Genomic DNA, 15,376 nt, shown 5'->3' with positions numbered 1-15,376 from the left:
TCTCGCATCCGGTGGCTGTTTCCGCGACGGATAAATGCAACAGGCTCTCCCCCGGGCCGTTCACATGAAAGCACGCTGATGTCGGCCGCAGAGGTTGCGTCACAGCGAGGCCAGAGTCTGGAAGAGGGACCATCGTCTCTCAATCCGGGAAACCGTGCCTTTTGGATCGGGTTCAGCATCGTTCTGCTGTCGCTCGTGTCCGCGCTCGCAACCTATCTCATCCTCACCGATCTGACGCCGATCAGGCCGCGCAACGACGTTGTGCTGGTCGTGCTGGCGATCAACGTCCTGCTGATCATTTTGATGATCGGGCTGCTGACCTGGCAGGTGGCGGGGCTGGCAAAAGCTTGGAAGCGGCGCATACCCGGTGCGCGCCTGCACATCCGCATCGTGGCGCTGTTCTCAGTCATCGCCGCGCTGCCGACGCTGTTGCTGGCGCTGGGCGCAACGATCACCTTCTCGCGTTCGCTGGATGGCTGGTTCGCCTCCAGCACGCGCGCCATCGTGGCGAGTTCGGCCGATGTGGCCAACGCCTATCTGGACGAGCACGGTCAGGTGATCCGCACCGACATCGTCAACATGGCGCGAGATCTGGATATGGCGGCCGCTTCGGTCGCGGGCGATCCCGTGCGGCTGCAGCGGCTGGTGATGGTGCAGGCCGGTTTGCGCGATCTGCCGGCGGCTTACATCATCGATGGTAATGGCCGGCCCGTGGTTGAGACGGCCGTCGACAGCCGCTTGCCGTATGTCAGCCCACCGCAAAGCGCGATGGAGCAGGCCTATGAAGGGCAGGTGGCGCTGCTGATGCCGAGCGCGCGCAGCTATCGCGTTGGCGCCGTCACGCGGCTGGAGCGCTATCCCGGCAACTATCTCTACGTGATGCGGGGCGTGAATCCGCAGGTCATCGAACATCTGAAGCTGACCGCGCAGAATGCCGATCAGTTCAATCGACTGCGCAAGGCGCGCGGCGGACTGAAGATCGCCCACGGGTTGATGTATCTGACGATTTCGATGACGGCGATGCTGGCGGCGATATGGGCCGGCCTGTGGTTCGCGGGCCGGTTTGTTGCCCCCATCAGACGCCTGATCGGCGCTGCGCAGGAGGTTTCGACCGGCAACCTCAATGTGGAGCTACCGGAGAAGCGCGGCGAGGGCGATCTGCGACGCCTGTCGCAGACCTTCAACACCATGACGCGTGAGTTGAAAACACAACGCGATGCGCTGGTCACCGCCAACGAGCAGTTGGTGGAGCGCCGTCACTTCATGGAGGCGGTGCTTTCAGGCGTATCTGCGGGCGTCATCGGTCTCGACAGTCAGGATCGCATTACGCTGGTCAGCCGTGCGGCGTGCGAGTTGCTGGGCGCGGGCGACGGCTCCGAGCTGGTGGGGCAGAAACTGCGCGACGCCTTGCCGGTGTTCGGTGAAATCCTCGACAAGCAGGACACGCTGCGGCAGCGCTCGCAGGAAGAAGTTCGCCACATGGTCGACGGCGATGAGCGCACCTTTGCGGTGATGGTCACGCGCGAGCGCGCCAGCGATGGCGATGTCGGATCGGTGGTCACGTTTGACGATGTTACCGACCTTGTGGTGGCGCAGCGCACCGCCGCCTGGGCCGATGTTGCGCGGCGCATCGCGCACGAAATCAAGAATCCGCTCACGCCGATACAACTCGCGGCCGAGCGGCTGCGCCGCAAATATTCCAAGACCATCGAGAATGATCGCGAAACCTTCGATCGTCTGACGATGACGATCGAACGGCAGGTCGCCGACCTCAAGACTATGGTTGATGAGTTCGCCGAATTCGCCCGCATGCCGAAGCCCGAAATGGCGTCCAGCGATATGCGCCAGTCGGTGCAGGAGCCGGTCGTGCTGTTCCGCGAGGCGCATCGCGACATCGAGTATGTGCTGGTGCTGCCGGAAAAGCCGCTGCACATGTCGATCGATCGGCGGCTGATCACACGTGCGGTCACGAACCTGGTGAAGAACGCCAGCGAGGCGGTGGATTCACAGCGCGAGACGGCACTCAAGGAAGATCCCGAATGGAAGGGCCGCGTTGAAACCATCCTCAGCGTGCTGCCTGATCGCGTCACCATCGAGGTGATCGACAATGGCACCGGCCTGCCGAAGCAGAACCGCGGGCGCCTGATCGAGCCCTACGTGACGACCAAGGGACACAAAGGCACCGGGCTCGGGCTCGCCATGGTGCAGAAGATTACCGAGCAGCACGGTGGCACGCTTTCCATGGAAGACGCGCCGCCCGCACCCGGACGCCCGCAGGGCGCGCTTGTACGCATCACGTTGCCGTTGCCCGAAGGGCAGGGCGCCACCGATACGCAATCCGAACAATCCATCACGCCCGCCGCACGGGCCGCGGCCCACTAGGCCAGATTTTTGACGTAGGAGCTTTGACTGATGGCTGCAGACATCCTGATCGTCGATGACGAGGCTGACATCCGCGATCTCGTCGCCGGCATCCTCGAAGACGAGGGGCATAGCGCGCGTCTGGCGCGAGACAGCGACGAGGCTTTGAAGGCCATCGAGGAGCGGCGGCCGCATCTGGTCGTGCTCGATATCTGGCTGCAGGGCAGCCGGCTCGATGGTCTTGAGGTGCTCTCATATATCAAGCGCACCTATCCCGATCTGCCGGTGGTCATTATCTCCGGCCACGGCAACATCGAAACGGCGGTCACGGCTATCAAGCGCGGTGCCTACGACTACATCGAAAAACCGTTCAAGGCGGATCGCCTCATCCTCGTCACGCTGCGCGCGCTTGAAGCTTCGCAGTTGAAGCGTGAGGTGAAGGAGCTGCGCGAACGCTCGACATTCTCCGCTGACATGGTTGGCAAGTCGCCCGCCATCAATCAGCTCCGCAATGCCATCGACCGCGTGGCGCCGACCAACAGCCGCATTCTCATCCGCGGTGCCTCCGGCGCAGGCAAGGAGCTGGCGGCGCGCGTCATCCATATGAAATCCGCCCGTGCCGAAGCGCCGTTCGTGGTGTTGAACGCCGCCTCCATGGCGCCTGATCGGGTCGAGGAGGAGCTGTTCGGCACTGAGGATCGCACCGGCGGTGGTCCGCGTAAGGTCGGCGCTCTTGAAGAGTCGCACGGTGGCACGCTGTATATCGACGAAGTGGCGGACATGCCGGTCGAGACCCAGGGCAAAATTCTGCGGGTGCTGGTGGAGCAGAAGTTTCTGCGTATCGGCGGCAACCAGAAGGTGGCCGTGGATGTACGCATCATTTCGTCAACCAGCCGCGATCTGGAGCGTGAGATCGCCGAGGGCCGTTTCCGCGAAGATCTCTATCACCGCCTCAACGTGGTGCCGCTGCGCGTGCCCGGTCTGGCCGAGCGGCGCGAGGACATTCCCGAGCTGATCCAGTTCTTCGTTTCGCAGCTGGCGAGTGCGTCGGGTCTGGCGCCGCGCCGGATTGGCGAGGATGCGATTGCCGTGCTGCAGGCCCACGACTGGCCAGGCAACGTGCGCGAGCTGCGCAATAACATCGAGCGCCTGATGATTTTGGCCGGTGGCGATGCAGCAACCATCATCACCGCTGAGATGCTGCCGGAGGAAATCGGCTCGAACGTGCCGCTGCCGGTCAATGGCGGCGCGGAGCATCTGATGAGCCTGCCGCTGCGCGAGGCGCGCGAAATCTTCGAGCGCGAGTATCTGCTGGCGCAGATCAACCGTTTCGGCGGCAACATTTCGCGCACCGCCGAATTTGTCGGCATGGAACGCTCGGCACTGCATCGCAAGCTGCGCGCGCTGGGTGTTTCGTCGGAGCATCGCGGGCTGGATACGCGGCCGATCTGATCATTCGGCGGCAATTTATTCATTGCCCCGATAGTCACGAGTTACAGCGGAGCAGGGTACAGGGGCGATTTGTCATCGAAGCTTCATAAATCCAGCGGCGCTTTTGCACGTGCCGCTGTCCGTGGCATTCTGATACGAAACTGAACGCCCGCGCGCCGTTCGCGTCGGGATTCCATCCCGACAAAAACATCGCATCCAAGCGAGCACCCAAATGACCCGCATTGTCTACGTCAACGGCCGGTATCTTCCCTACGGAGAGGCGGCGGTGCATGTCGAGGACAGGGGGTTCCAGTTCGGCGACGCCATCTACGAGGTGTGCGAAGTCATCGACGGGCGACTGATCGATGAGCCACGCCACATGGCCCGTCTCGAACGCTCGTTGAATGAGCTGCAGATCCCGCAGCCGATGTCGCAACTGGCACTGGCCCATGTGATGCGCCAGGTCATCAAGCGCAATCGCGTGCGCGATGGTCTGGTTTATCTGCAAGTCAGCCGCGGCGCCGCGCCGCGAGATTTCTATTTCCCGGGACCCGATGTGCTGCCGACGGTAGTCTGTCTGGCGCGCCCGATGTCACGCGCTGTGCCGGCCGCCAATGCGCTGAAGGGCATCGCCATCAAATCGATGCCCGATATCCGTTGGCAGCGGTGCGATATCAAAACGGTGATGCTGCTGCCCGCGTGTCTGGCCAAGGAAGCCGCGCGCGCCGATGGCGCCAAGGAAGCATGGTTCGTCGACGGTGATGGCTTCGTGACCGAAGGCGCCTCCAGCAACGCCTGGATCGTGGCGGAGGACGGCACGCTGGTCACCCGTCAGCTTAGCTCCGCGATTCTCCCGGGGGTTACGCGCACAACGCTACTCGACGTGTTGCACGAAGAGGGTATGGTGCCTGTTGAGCGCCCGTTCCGGTTGAGCGAAGCTTATGCGGCGCGCGAAGCGTTCATCACGTCTGCGACTCAGACCGTGATGCCAGTTGTTCGCATTGACGGAAATACTGTCGGCGATGGCAGACCTGGGCCAATTGCACAGCGTCTGCGCAATAAATTTCACCAGTTTGCCGCTATTTCAGGCACGTGAGTCAGCTTCTTTTTGGTGCCGAACTTGTTATACCTTTTATACTGCACTGCGAAATAATGTAACTATATTAAGGCCGGGGTAATCTAACGTAGGCGGCCGCATATAACCCAGTAGACCTAGAACAGGCGGATAAAAAATGGGCGCTGAAAGAGTCCAGAACCTTCAGGACACATTCCTCAATCATGTGCGGAAAAACAAAACGCCCTTGACCATATTTCTGATCAATGGCGTCAAACTGCAGGGGATCGTGAGCTGGTTCGATAACTTCTGCGTGCTGTTGCGGCGCGACGGCCACTCGCAGCTCGTATATAAGCACGCGATATCAACAATCATGCCCGGTCAACCGGTCCACCTGATGGAGACCGAGACCGACGCCTAATTTCCCGGACGGCTAACATAGACGACAATAACGACAAGGCCGGGCAAAGGGCAGGGGACAACGAGCGGCGCCGGGTTCCGACGCGCGCCCTCGTTCTTGTGCCCGACCTCAAACGCTCCGCTCGCCCGCTTTCCGATGCCGCCACCGGCGCCGGTCGCACTGCTCCGCTGCATTCGCCGCATGATCGCCTCGAGGAAGCCCGTGGGCTTTCCGAGGCCATAGATCTCGACGTGCGTGATGCCATGCTGGTGCCGGTATCCAGTCCCAGGCCATCAACGCTGTTTGGATCCGGCAAGGTCGAGAGCCTTGGCGCGCATATCGAGGCGGATGAAATCGGGCTGGTGATCATCGATCATCCGGTGTCGCCGATCCAGCAGCGCAACCTGGAGCGCGCCTGGAAAACCAAGGTGCTGGATCGCACCGGGCTCATTCTTGAAATCTTCGGCCGCCGTGCGCGCACCCGTGAGGGACGCTTGCAGGTCGAGCTTGCGCATCTGTCGTATCAGAAGAGCCGGCTTGTTCGCACCTGGACCCACCTTGAGCGCCAGCGCGGCGGTTATGGCTTCCTTGGCGGTCCCGGTGAGGCGCAGATAGAACTCGACCGGCGCATGATCGATGAGCGGATCATGGCCATCCGCAAGGAGCTTGAAGTTGTCGTGCGCACGCGCGACCTGCACCGGCAGGGCCGTCGGCGCGTGCCGTATCCGGTCGTGGCGATCGTCGGCTATACGAACGCGGGCAAGTCCACGTTGTTCAACCGCATCACCGGCGCGTCGGTGTTCGCCAAGCATCAGCTGTTTGCCACGCTCGATCCGACGATGCGCGAGGTGCGGCTGCAAAGTGGCCGCCGCATCATCCTCTCCGACACGGTCGGTTTCATTTCCGATCTGCCAACGATGCTGGTCGCTGCATTCCGCGCCACGCTGGAAGAAGTGATCGAGGCCGATCTCATCTTGCATGTGCGCGATATCTCGCATGACGAGACTGAGAGCCAGGCGCAGGACGTTGAAGCGGTGCTGCGTGATCTCGGCATCGATACGCTGGCCGTTGATGCGCCGATCATTGAGGTCTGGAACAAGACCGATCTGCTGGAGCAGCCGAAGCGTGAGGAAATCGAAAGTCAGGCGCGCTGGTCGTCGGAGCGGCCGCCGGTGTTGGTGTCGGCTGTCACCGGCGACGGCATCGACGCTCTTCTCGGTGCGATCGATGCGCGGCTTGGCAGCGGCGATGCTGAGCTGCAACTTGACATTCCGCCGGAGGGTGGGCGCTTGCTCAACTGGCTCTATGAAGAAGCCGAGGTGCTCGCGCGCGAGACGCTGGATAGCGGCGGAGTTCGCGTCCGGGTGCGTGTGGCGGCTGAGAAGAAGGAACGGCTGCTGGCCAATGCGCGACGCTCTGGCGTTGAGGCTGTGGATGTGCGGCGGGTCAGCAATCAGGTTTAGAGAGCGTTAATCGCAACTGGCATCGGGTTCATAACGGCCTGTTAATTGGCCATCAACATGTCGTTATTTTCCATAATATATATTATGCGAACGATGGGTGTGAGTTAGCGGATCGGTTGGCTGTCGGGTTTTGCGCGACGCTTGATGGGCCAACGTCAGCGCGCTGGCCGGTTCTCCCGTTGCAAGGCTGTCAGAAACCGCTCCAGCTCACCGGGTGACGCAAAGCGATATGTCCTGCCGCTGAACCCAGCCAGATGATCGATGATTTTCATTCTGACGTCGCGCCGGAACCGGATGACGTAGCGCAGGAATGCCGGGTCAAGCCGTTCCGGACAACCGGGCGGCAGTTCATCTGGCCGTTCCCGCCCCAGGTTGCGCAGCGTTCGGCGCAGCACGCGAGTGAGGCAGAGCGCCGTCGAGAAATCGAGATAGATCACCGTATCGGCCGACGCCAGCCGCAGGTCGAGGGTGCTGGTGTAGTTGCCGTCGATGACCCAGCGTGGCGCGGCGACAAGCTGGCGGACCTTCTCGCGCCACTGCTCCGGCGATGTCGGCTCCCAATCCGCCTGCCAGTAATGCCGGTCGAGATGCACCAGCGGCAGATCAAGCATCCTGGCAACGCGTCGCGAGGCGGTGGACTTCCCTGCTCCCGGACTACCGATGACAAGTATGCGTTGCATAGCCGGCCGTCCTGGCTCCCATCAAAGGAGGGTGTCTTCGGCCTTGCGCACCGCCGTGGCGACGAGCGCCGCATAAAGCGCGCTGACGAAGCCGGACAGCATGTTGACGCTGATGACGATGGCGACAACCCGCGCCCAGTCCACCGACATCACCTGACTGAGGCTGTGCAGCACGAACTGATCGAACGTTGCCTTGATCTGAAATAGCAGCTCGCTGATCTGCGCCACGCTGGGGCGTTCCGGCGTCTCCACCAGGATCTGCCAGCCGAGTTTCGAGACATCAACGTGCGGCAGCAAGTCGAGCACGCTGGCCGCCGTAACCCCCATCGAGAACAACAGCCCGAGAACGGTGGCGAGACGGAAATAGCCCCACCGCAGCGTGTTGCCATCGGCCCTGATGGATATGAGCCGCAGCACGCTGGCGCCGACATAGATGCAGGCGCCGAAAACCACTGCGACCCAGAACAGGCGCTCATTGTCTGTGCCGGAGAACGTCAGCAGGCAGGCGACGCCCGTCAGCAGCGCCTTGAACGCTGCCTCGATGAAGCCAACCCCGGCAGTAAGGAATGCGCTGCGCGGCACTGTCGAACCGAAATAGAAGCCGTATTCATAGCGCAGCCGCGAAACTTCCAGCCACATGCCGAACAGCAGGCTGATGGCGGCGGTGACGCCCGCGAAAATGAACGGATACCGGATGGCGAATGCGGCGATGCCGACAACGGCAGCCGCCTCGGCGACCATGATGACGGCGTTGGTGAGAATGCGCAGAATGACCATTCACGAACTGTCCGACGTTCTCGCCCGGCCGACAGGCGGCTCGGCTGGCTTCAATCCGGATGCTAGTTGCCTTCACCCGAACAGGAAACCGCTTTCACGCGCTGCCGCCTCTCGCAGAAGCGTCACACTTTGGCGATTTGACATGCGCGCGGCGATGCGGTCGTTCTATGGCCCACTCCAGCCAACACCATCAGATCTGCAAACGCCATGAAGCCATCCAAAGATATCACGCGCCTGATCGAGATCATGGCGGCCTTGCGCGATCCCGTCACCGGCTGCCCCTGGGACCAGGAGCAGACCTTCGAGACCATCGCGCCGTACACCATCGAGGAAGGCTACGAGGTGGCCGATGCCATCGCGCGCGCTGACCTCAACGACCTCAAGGATGAGCTCGGCGACCTGCTGTTTCAGGTTGTCTATCATTCCCGCATGGCGGAGGAGCGAGGCGCTTTCGCGTTCGGCGATGTCGTACAAGCCAGCACCGAGAAGATGATCCGCCGCCACCCGCATGTGTTCGGCACCGAGGCGGAACGTGCAGCGGGCGTGCAGTCGGGTTTCTGGGAACAGATGAAGGCGAAGGAGAAAGGCGCAGCGCCAAAGCGCACGCTCGACAACGTGCCGCTCGGCCTGCCTGCCCTCACCCGCGCCATCAAGCTGCAGAACAAGGCCGCCCGCGTCGGCTTCGACTGGCCGTCGCTGGAGCCGGTGTTCGCCAAGGTGCACGAGGAGATCGCGGAGCTTGAAGCGGCGATGGCTGCGGCGTCATCCGATGGCGCAGCCGATCAGCGCCGCGACGACTGCAAGACCGCCGACCCGCACGTTGAAGAGGAATTCGGCGACCTGATGTTCGTGATGGCGAATGTTGCGCGTCACCTGAAGATCGATCCCGAAACGGCATTGCGCGCCGCCAACGATAAGTTCACGCGCCGCTTCCGTTTCATCGAGGACGAGTTGGCAAAGCGCGGCTCCGCGCCTGCGGACTCGACGCTCGCTGAGATGGATAAACTCTGGAACGCAGCGAAGGCAGCGGAAAAGGCGGCGTCAGCCAAGGCCGATTAAGGCAGCTGCGATCCCGCCAGCACAGTGTGCCACCGCGCCACCGGGTCGTTGGCAGCGCTTGTGTGCGTCAACGGTCGACGCGAGTTGTATGGGACTCACGCAGGGGCAGTTCAGCCGTCCGAGCGGGATTCCTCGCCGCTGAGATCAGGCCCCTGCACGTGCTCACCCGTTGCGCGATTGATGAGCATCGTCACTACCCACAGCGCCGCGCCGATCGCCAGCAGCACAGCCGCGATCACGTATTGCTGCGGATCGCGGCCTGTCCACGGACCGACAAGAAAACCGCAGCTCAGGACGCCCAACACCGCAACGAAGGTGGGCGTGCGGAAGTGCTTGTGCTCGACGGTATCGGAACGCAACACCAGCACCGCGACATTGACTATCGCAAACACAGCGAGCAGTAGCAGCGCCGTAGTGCCACCAAGCGCGGGCACTTCGCCGACGAACGTGATCAGTCCGAAAGCCAGCAGCGTAGTAAAAAGGATCGCGATGTAGGGCGTGCGTCGGCCAGCGTGGACGCGGCCCAACAGCGGCGGCAGCACATGCTCGCGGCTCATGCCGTAGATCAGCCGGCTCGCCATCAGCATGTTGATCAGGGCGCTGTTGGCGACGGCAAACATGGTGATGAAGCCGAACACGCCGACCGGGAAGCCGGGCGCGCCGCGTTCCACCACCTTCAGCAATGGCGTCTCGCCCTCACCCAGTTCGTTGGGCGGCACGATGGCGACGGCAGATATGGAAACGAGCACGTAAATTACGCCGGTGATTGCCAGACCGGCCAGCAGCACTTTCGGAAAGATGCGGCTGGGGTCCTTGGTTTCCTCGGCCATGTTGACGGAATCTTCGAAGCCGACCATCGCGAAGAATGCCAGCGTCGTGCCGCCGATCACCGCCCACATGATGCCACCGTCAATGTCCGTCTTGAACGTGAATGCGCGTGAGATGTCGCCCGTGCCGCCGGCAATCGCCCAAAACCCGATAGTGATGATGATCAGGAGGCCGGTGAGTTCGATGCACGTCAGCAGCACATTGATTTTCACGCTTTCGCCGACACCGCGAAAGTTCACGATGGCGATCAACGCCATGAATGCCAGACCGATCAGCGTGATGCCCGCGCCATCGCCGAAACTGAGCCCTACAGAATCGACAAGGTTGGCCGCAAACGCGCGCGACGCCGTAGCTGCCGACGTGATGCCGGAACTCATGACGGCAAACGTGACGATGAAGGTGAGGAAGTGCACGCCGAATGCACGGTGCACATAGAGCGCAGCGCCCGCAGCGCGCGGATACTTGGTGACGAGTTCGAGATAGCTGAACGCCGTCAGCAGCGCGACGACGAAGGCGGTCAGGAACGGCAGCCACACTGCTCCGCCAACATGGTTCGCAACCTTGCCGGTGAGCGCATAGATGCCGGTGCCCAGCACATCGCCGACAATGAACAGCAACAGCAGCCATGGCCCCATCACGCGGACGAGCGAGGGCTCCTCGGATTTGCCCGATGAAGCCTGTTGCGGCTGATCCGTGTTGGCCTGGTTCTGTTGCATACGCCCTCCCCGATCTGCACGGGGAAGTTTGAACGCTGGGCAGCAGTGAGGCAACCCGCACGTGTACAGAAACGCAGAAGCGCCGCTCCCCTGATGGAGAGCGGCGCTTCAATCTTCTTGTCGGAAACCCGGTTAGCCGATGGCGAACGCGCCCGATCTTGCGATCAGTGATCTAAGCGATCAATGGCGTGCGCTTGATCCGCTGCGGTCGGAACCACGGCCTTCCATGCTGCGGCCGTTCTGACCACGGCCGCCCTGACGGTTGCCAGACGGGCGTGCCGCTCCGCTACGGCGCGACGGACCGCCATCGTTACGGGCCGGTCTTGCATCCGGATTGCCGAAGCCTTCCGCACGACGACCGTTGCCGGAGCCGCGATTTTCCTGGTGACGGCCTGCGCCGCCAGCACCGTTATTGCCACCGTTTGAAGCCTGGCGGCGATCGTCACCCTGGCGCTCGCCACGGGCAGCGACAGCTTCGCCTCTCGGCTTCTGCGGACGCGCTGGCGAACCATTGCCGGTTGCTGTTCCGCTGGCGCCATGGCGCTGGGGCTTCCGCGCACCCGAACCATCGCGGCTACCGTTGCGGTCACCATCGCCACGGCGGCCACCGTTACGCGGTTGATTGCGATCGCCACCACGGCGCGCCGCGGCCGAAACGCTGACGGCTTCAAGCGTTGTATCGCCCGTGCGGTCGCTCGCCGGAATCTGCTGCCGCGTCAGCTTTTCGATGTCACGCAGATATGCGCGCTCGTCGCCGGCACACAGCGAAATGGCGATGCCTTCCGCTCCGGCGCGCGCCGTGCGGCCGATGCGGTGCACGTAGCTTTCCGGGATGTTCGGCAGCTCATAGTTCACGACGTGAGAAACTTCGTCGATGTCGATACCGCGAGCGGCGATGTCGGTTGCGATCAGCGCCCGGATGCGGCCCTTGCGGAACTGCTCCAGTGCAACTTCACGCTGACGCTGGCTCTTGTTGCCATGAATGGCAGCAACCTGAACGCCGGCTGTTTCCAGATGGCGCGCCACCCGGTCAGCGCCGCGCTTGGTGCGGGTGAACACGATCGTGCGCTTCATGTTCTCGTCGCGGAACAGCTCGGCAAGCAGCGACTGCTTCTTCTGCTGTTCAACGTGGATGACGCTCTGCGCAACGCGATCGGCCGTTTTGGAAACGGCTGCCACAGCGACGCGCAGCGGATCGGTCAGCATCTCGCTGGCCAGCGCGTTGATCTCACGCGGCATGGTGGCCGAGAAGAACAGGCTCTGGCGGCGCTGCGAAAGCTTCGACAGGATCTTACGGATCGGCGCGATGAAGCCCATGTCGAGCATCTGGTCGGCCTCGTCCAGCACGAGAATCTCGGTGCCGGAAAGGTTGACGGTGCGCTGATCGACATGGTCCAGCAGACGGCCAGGCGTGGCGACGAGAATGTCGACACCCTTGGACATCGCCGAGACCTGCGGACGGATCGGCATGCCGCCGAACATCACCGTAACGGTGAGACCGGTATGCTTGCCGTAGGCGCGGAAGCTGTCGGCGATCTGCGTAGCCAGTTCGCGCGTCGGCGACAGGATGAGCGCACGGGCACCGCCACGCTGAGGCGCGCGGGGCTGTTCCAGCAAACGGTGCAGGATGGGCAGCGCGAATGCCGCCGTCTTGCCGGTGCCGGTCTGGGCAATGCCCATCAGGTCGCGCCCGGCCATCACGCCGGGAATCGCCTGCGATTGAATTGGTGTGGGACGCACATAGCCTTCAGCATCCAGTGCCTTCAGCAGCACGGGATTGAGGCCAAGCTCCGAGAAAGCAGGCGTCGTTGTTTCAGTGTTTTGCGTAGTCAAAATATTATCTTTCATAGGAGGCCAACGCGCGGGTTCCCCGGTGCGCGAATGAACGCGCACGGGCTTCGGCCGCGCAAATGCAGCGGTACCAAGAAAGCCCCGCGTGGCCTGGGCTATCGAATTTCAGGAGAAGTCAGAGGCGCTCTACAGGAAGACGAAAGTACCGCCGACGGCAGTTGCGCCGAGGGCCTTGAAGAATCGTCCGTTCACGCGGCTGGAGCACCGATGGCCGCAGGGGAGCATCCCCTACGATGGCTGCCATATGGCACGCAGACCGGGCAATTGCAAGAAACGGTTGGCGATGGCGATGACGTGACGCGGGGCCTAAAGCTGCTGCATGGCCCATGCTGATGTCGGCCTGCATTCCGGGTGTGAGCTGCGGTTAATCAGGCGCAAACCATTACAGATCGCGCTGGCGAGACCGATCGCCTTCGCGCTGCTGGATCGGGAGACCAATGGGCAAGATCGCATTCTGGTACGAGTTTGCATCCACCTATTCGTATCTCACGGCGATGCGTATCGATGAGGCGGCTCAGCGCGCAGACGTCGAGGTTGAATGGAAGCCGTTCCTGCTCGGGCCGGTTTTCAAAGCACAAGGGTGGACGTCATCGCCGTTCAACCTGTTCCCGGCCAAGGGGCGTTACATGGTGCGCGATGTCGAGCGCATCGCCACGACGCGGGGCTTGCGGTTTCAGATGCCCGATCCCTTCCCCGCCAATGGTCTGCATGCTGCCCGCATCGCGACGGCAGGGCGCGCTGATGGCTGGTGCGCACCATTCACCAAAGCCGTGTTTCAGGCGCAGTTCGCCGATGGCAAGGATATATCGGATGCCGATGTATTGGCGTCGTTGCTGGCGAATGTTGGCGTCGACCGCGAAGCAGCCTTCGCCGCCGCCGGTCTGCATGCTGCGAAGGATCAGCTTCGATTGACGACGGAAGAAGCACAGGCGCGTGGCATCTTTGGCGCGCCAAGTTTTACCACCGAGGATGGCGAGCTGTTCTGGGGCGACGACCGTCTTGAGCAGGCACTCGCGTGGGCGCAGAAGTTGTAACGGCGCACAGCGAACAAGCAAGCCCACACAGACGCGCTGATATAAGCACGGCCCTGAAACAAAAACGCGCCGTGCAGCACCCTCAAGGTCACTGCACAGCGCGCACAATGCTCACGCGGGCCAGACGGCCCCGTGATTACTTCTCGTTCTTTTCGTAGTTGTCAGCGACGAACCGGTCGAGCAGACGCACGCCCCAGCCAGCGCCCCAGCTCGGGCTGATTTCGTTCTTCGGCGCATCCATGGCGGTGCCCGCGAGATCGATGTGGGCCCAGGGGATGTCCTTGTCGACGAAGTACTTGATGAACGCGGCGGCGGTGCACGAACCGGCATAACGGCCGCCGATGTTCTTGATGTCGCAATTCTTCGATTCAAGCATCTTGTCGTACGCTTTATCGAGCGGCATGCGCCACAGCTTCTCGCCCGTTTCGGCTGAAGCTTCGAGCAGGTCGGCGGCCAGCTTGTCGTCGGAAGCGAAGAGGCCCGCGTATTCCTTGCCCAGCGCAACCATGATGGCGCCGGTCAGCGTTGCGAGGTCGATCATCAGGCGCGGCTTGTAGCGCTCCTGCACATACGAGATGAGATCGGCCAGCACGAGACGGCCCTCGGCGTCGGTGTTGAGCACTTCAACCGTGTGGCCCGAATGCGCGCGCACGATGTCACCGGGGCGCGTCGCCGTGCCCGATGGCATGTTTTCGACCAGGCCGATGATGCCGATGGCGTTCACGTTGGCCTTGCGTTCGGCCAGCGCCTGCATGGTGCCGACAACGGCAGCAGCGCCGCCCATGTCGCCCTTCATGTCTTCCATGCCGCCGGCCGGCTTGATGGAAATGCCACCGGTGTCGAACACAACGCCCTTGCCGACGAAGCAAACCGGCTTGGTGCGCTTCGACTTGGCGCCGTTCCATTGCATGATGGCGACGCGTGCCGGACGCACACTGCCCTGCGCCACCGCAAGCAGCGCGCCCATCTTCAGCTCGGTAATCTGATCGTTATCGAGAATCTCAACTTCAAGGCCGGAAGCTTCAAGCGCCTTGACGCGATCGGCGAATTCAACCGGACCCAGCGCGTTGGCGGGTTCGTTGACAAGATCGCGCGCAGTCACGATGCCGTTGGCCAGCGCCGCATAGTGCGCGTAGGCAGCGCGCGCCTTGTCGGGGTTGGCGCAATGGACCACCAGCTTCTGCAGGCCGTCCGATTCAGCGCCATTGCCGTTGCCGTTCGCTGCTTCGTCATCGGAAGACTTCTTGGTGATGTACTTGCTGAACTCGTAGTTGCGCAGGCTGGCGCCGAAGGCCAGCAGCGCGGCCAGGGCATCGCTCTTGATGCCTGCACCCTCGGGCGTTTCAGCAATGATGCTTGCGCTTGCGGTCTTGCGGGCACCGATGGCTCCGGCAGCCGAACCACCCAGCAGGATCCAGTCATTTTCCTTCATGTCGCCGGCCTTGCCGGTGCCCAGCAACAGAACCCGCTTCACGCTGCCCAGCTTTGCCGGGGCCAGCACCTCAACGGTCGACTTGCGGCGTCCTTTGAACTGAGCTGCGTCGGCAGCTTTGAGGAACGCGCCGCCGGCGCGCTGGTCCAGTTCCTTGCCCCGGGCTGAAAGGGATGCGCCGTCACCGGCGAGAACAACAACTGTTGGTTCAAGGTCTGCTGAAAGGGATTCGAAAACGATTTCGGGGCGCGTGGACATAGAGGTGGGGCTCCCTGTGGGTTCAGGCGTGA

At 62.4% G+C, this 15,376-nt stretch carries 12 protein-coding genes; 7 read left to right on the top strand and 5 right to left on the bottom strand.

What is annotated here, in order from left to right; all coding sequences use genetic code 11:
• The first annotated feature begins 78 nt into the window (after window positions 1–78).
• The 5 genes from C6Y62_RS09950 (at window position 79) to hflX (ending at window position 6,709) form a co-directional block, all read left to right on the top strand.
• A complete protein-coding gene (locus C6Y62_RS09950) occupies window positions 79–2,382 on the top strand; it encodes a sensor histidine kinase NtrY-like (RefSeq protein WP_246274558.1) in 2,304 nt (767 codons plus the stop codon).
• Window positions 2,383–2,412: 30 nt separating this feature from the next.
• Window positions 2,413–3,813, top strand: a complete 1,401-nt coding sequence (gene ntrX, locus C6Y62_RS09945; protein WP_068459259.1) for a nitrogen assimilation response regulator NtrX — start codon at window positions 2,413–2,415, stop codon at window positions 3,811–3,813.
• A 211-nt stretch (window positions 3,814–4,024) separates the two neighbouring features.
• Entirely contained in the window at window positions 4,025–4,888 is an 864-nt protein-coding gene (locus C6Y62_RS09940) for a D-amino-acid transaminase (protein WP_173953785.1), read from the top strand.
• A gap of 136 nt (window positions 4,889–5,024) precedes the next feature.
• Window positions 5,025–5,267: an RNA chaperone Hfq gene (gene hfq, locus C6Y62_RS09935; RefSeq protein WP_068459263.1), complete on the top strand. Its 243-nt coding sequence runs from the start codon at window positions 5,025–5,027 to the stop codon at window positions 5,265–5,267.
• Window positions 5,267–6,709, top strand: coding sequence for a GTPase HflX (gene hflX, locus C6Y62_RS09930; protein WP_420844158.1), 1,443 nt, complete (start codon window positions 5,267–5,269; stop codon window positions 6,707–6,709). The genes hfq and hflX overlap by 1 nt, the downstream gene beginning before the upstream one ends.
• 155 nt (window positions 6,710–6,864) lie before the next feature.
• Here the strand turns inward: hflX and C6Y62_RS09925 are convergent, their stop codons facing one another.
• Window positions 6,865–7,389 (bottom strand): P-loop NTPase family protein, encoded by a 525-nt coding sequence (locus tag C6Y62_RS09925; protein WP_173953784.1) that lies wholly within the window; start codon window positions 7,387–7,389, stop codon window positions 6,865–6,867.
• Window positions 7,390–7,410: 21 nt separating this feature from the next.
• Window positions 7,411–8,166 (bottom strand): hypothetical protein, encoded by a 756-nt coding sequence (locus C6Y62_RS09920; RefSeq protein WP_173953783.1) that lies wholly within the window; start codon window positions 8,164–8,166, stop codon window positions 7,411–7,413.
• Window positions 8,167–8,373: 207 nt separating this feature from the next.
• Between C6Y62_RS09920 and mazG the strand changes: the two genes are divergently transcribed.
• On the top strand, window positions 8,374–9,225 hold the full coding sequence (mazG, locus tag C6Y62_RS09915; RefSeq protein WP_173953782.1) for a nucleoside triphosphate pyrophosphohydrolase: 852 nt from the start codon (window positions 8,374–8,376) through the stop codon (window positions 9,223–9,225).
• A gap of 110 nt (window positions 9,226–9,335) precedes the next feature.
• Here mazG and C6Y62_RS09910 read toward each other — a convergent pair whose 3' ends face one another.
• A complete protein-coding gene (locus tag C6Y62_RS09910) occupies window positions 9,336–10,769 on the bottom strand; it encodes an APC family permease (protein ID WP_246274557.1) in 1,434 nt (477 codons plus the stop codon).
• 180 nt (window positions 10,770–10,949) lie between these two features.
• Entirely contained in the window at window positions 10,950–12,617 is a 1,668-nt protein-coding gene (locus tag C6Y62_RS09905) for a DEAD/DEAH box helicase (protein WP_173953781.1), read from the bottom strand.
• A 440-nt stretch (window positions 12,618–13,057) separates the two neighbouring features.
• On the opposite strand from C6Y62_RS09905, the gene C6Y62_RS09900 reads away from it, so the two are divergent.
• A complete protein-coding gene (locus C6Y62_RS09900; RefSeq protein ID WP_173953780.1) occupies window positions 13,058–13,654 on the top strand; it encodes a 2-hydroxychromene-2-carboxylate isomerase in 597 nt (198 codons plus the stop codon).
• A gap of 136 nt (window positions 13,655–13,790) precedes the next feature.
• Here the strand turns inward: C6Y62_RS09900 and C6Y62_RS09895 are convergent, their stop codons facing one another.
• Window positions 13,791–15,344, bottom strand: coding sequence for a leucyl aminopeptidase (locus tag C6Y62_RS09895; protein ID WP_173953779.1), 1,554 nt, complete (start codon window positions 15,342–15,344; stop codon window positions 13,791–13,793).
• Between the last annotated feature and the right edge of the window lie 32 nt (window positions 15,345–15,376).

It is taken from the genome of Hyphomicrobium sulfonivorans (genome assembly GCF_013306565.1).
GTDB lineage: Bacteria > Pseudomonadota > Alphaproteobacteria > Rhizobiales > Hyphomicrobiaceae > Hyphomicrobium_A > Hyphomicrobium_A sulfonivorans.
The sequence above is the reverse complement of the archived record's forward strand: the minus strand, read 5'-3'. Positions and strand labels throughout refer to the sequence as shown.

Excerpts from the sequence above, each read along its gene's own strand:
- C6Y62_RS09950 (WP_246274558.1), top strand. The coding sequence starts at position 79 with ATGTCGGCCGCAGAGGTTGCGTCACAGCGAGGCCAGAGTCTGGAAGAG.
- ntrX (WP_068459259.1), top strand. The coding sequence starts at position 2,413 with ATGGCTGCAGACATCCTGATCGTCGATGACGAGGCTGACATCCGCGAT.
- C6Y62_RS09940 (WP_173953785.1), top strand. The coding sequence starts at position 4,025 with ATGACCCGCATTGTCTACGTCAACGGCCGGTATCTTCCCTACGGAGAG.
- hfq (WP_068459263.1), top strand. The coding sequence starts at position 5,025 with ATGGGCGCTGAAAGAGTCCAGAACCTTCAGGACACATTCCTCAATCAT.
- C6Y62_RS09925 (WP_173953784.1), bottom strand. The coding sequence starts at position 7,389 with ATGCAACGCATACTTGTCATCGGTAGTCCGGGAGCAGGGAAGTCCACC.
- C6Y62_RS09920 (WP_173953783.1), bottom strand. The coding sequence starts at position 8,166 with ATGGTCATTCTGCGCATTCTCACCAACGCCGTCATCATGGTCGCCGAG.
- mazG (WP_173953782.1), top strand. The coding sequence starts at position 8,374 with ATGAAGCCATCCAAAGATATCACGCGCCTGATCGAGATCATGGCGGCC.
- C6Y62_RS09910 (WP_246274557.1), bottom strand. The coding sequence starts at position 10,769 with ATGCAACAGAACCAGGCCAACACGGATCAGCCGCAACAGGCTTCATCG.
- C6Y62_RS09905 (WP_173953781.1), bottom strand. The coding sequence starts at position 12,617 with ATGAAAGATAATATTTTGACTACGCAAAACACTGAAACAACGACGCCT.
- C6Y62_RS09900 (WP_173953780.1), top strand. The coding sequence starts at position 13,058 with ATGGGCAAGATCGCATTCTGGTACGAGTTTGCATCCACCTATTCGTAT.
- C6Y62_RS09895 (WP_173953779.1), bottom strand. The coding sequence starts at position 15,344 with ATGTCCACGCGCCCCGAAATCGTTTTCGAATCCCTTTCAGCAGACCTT.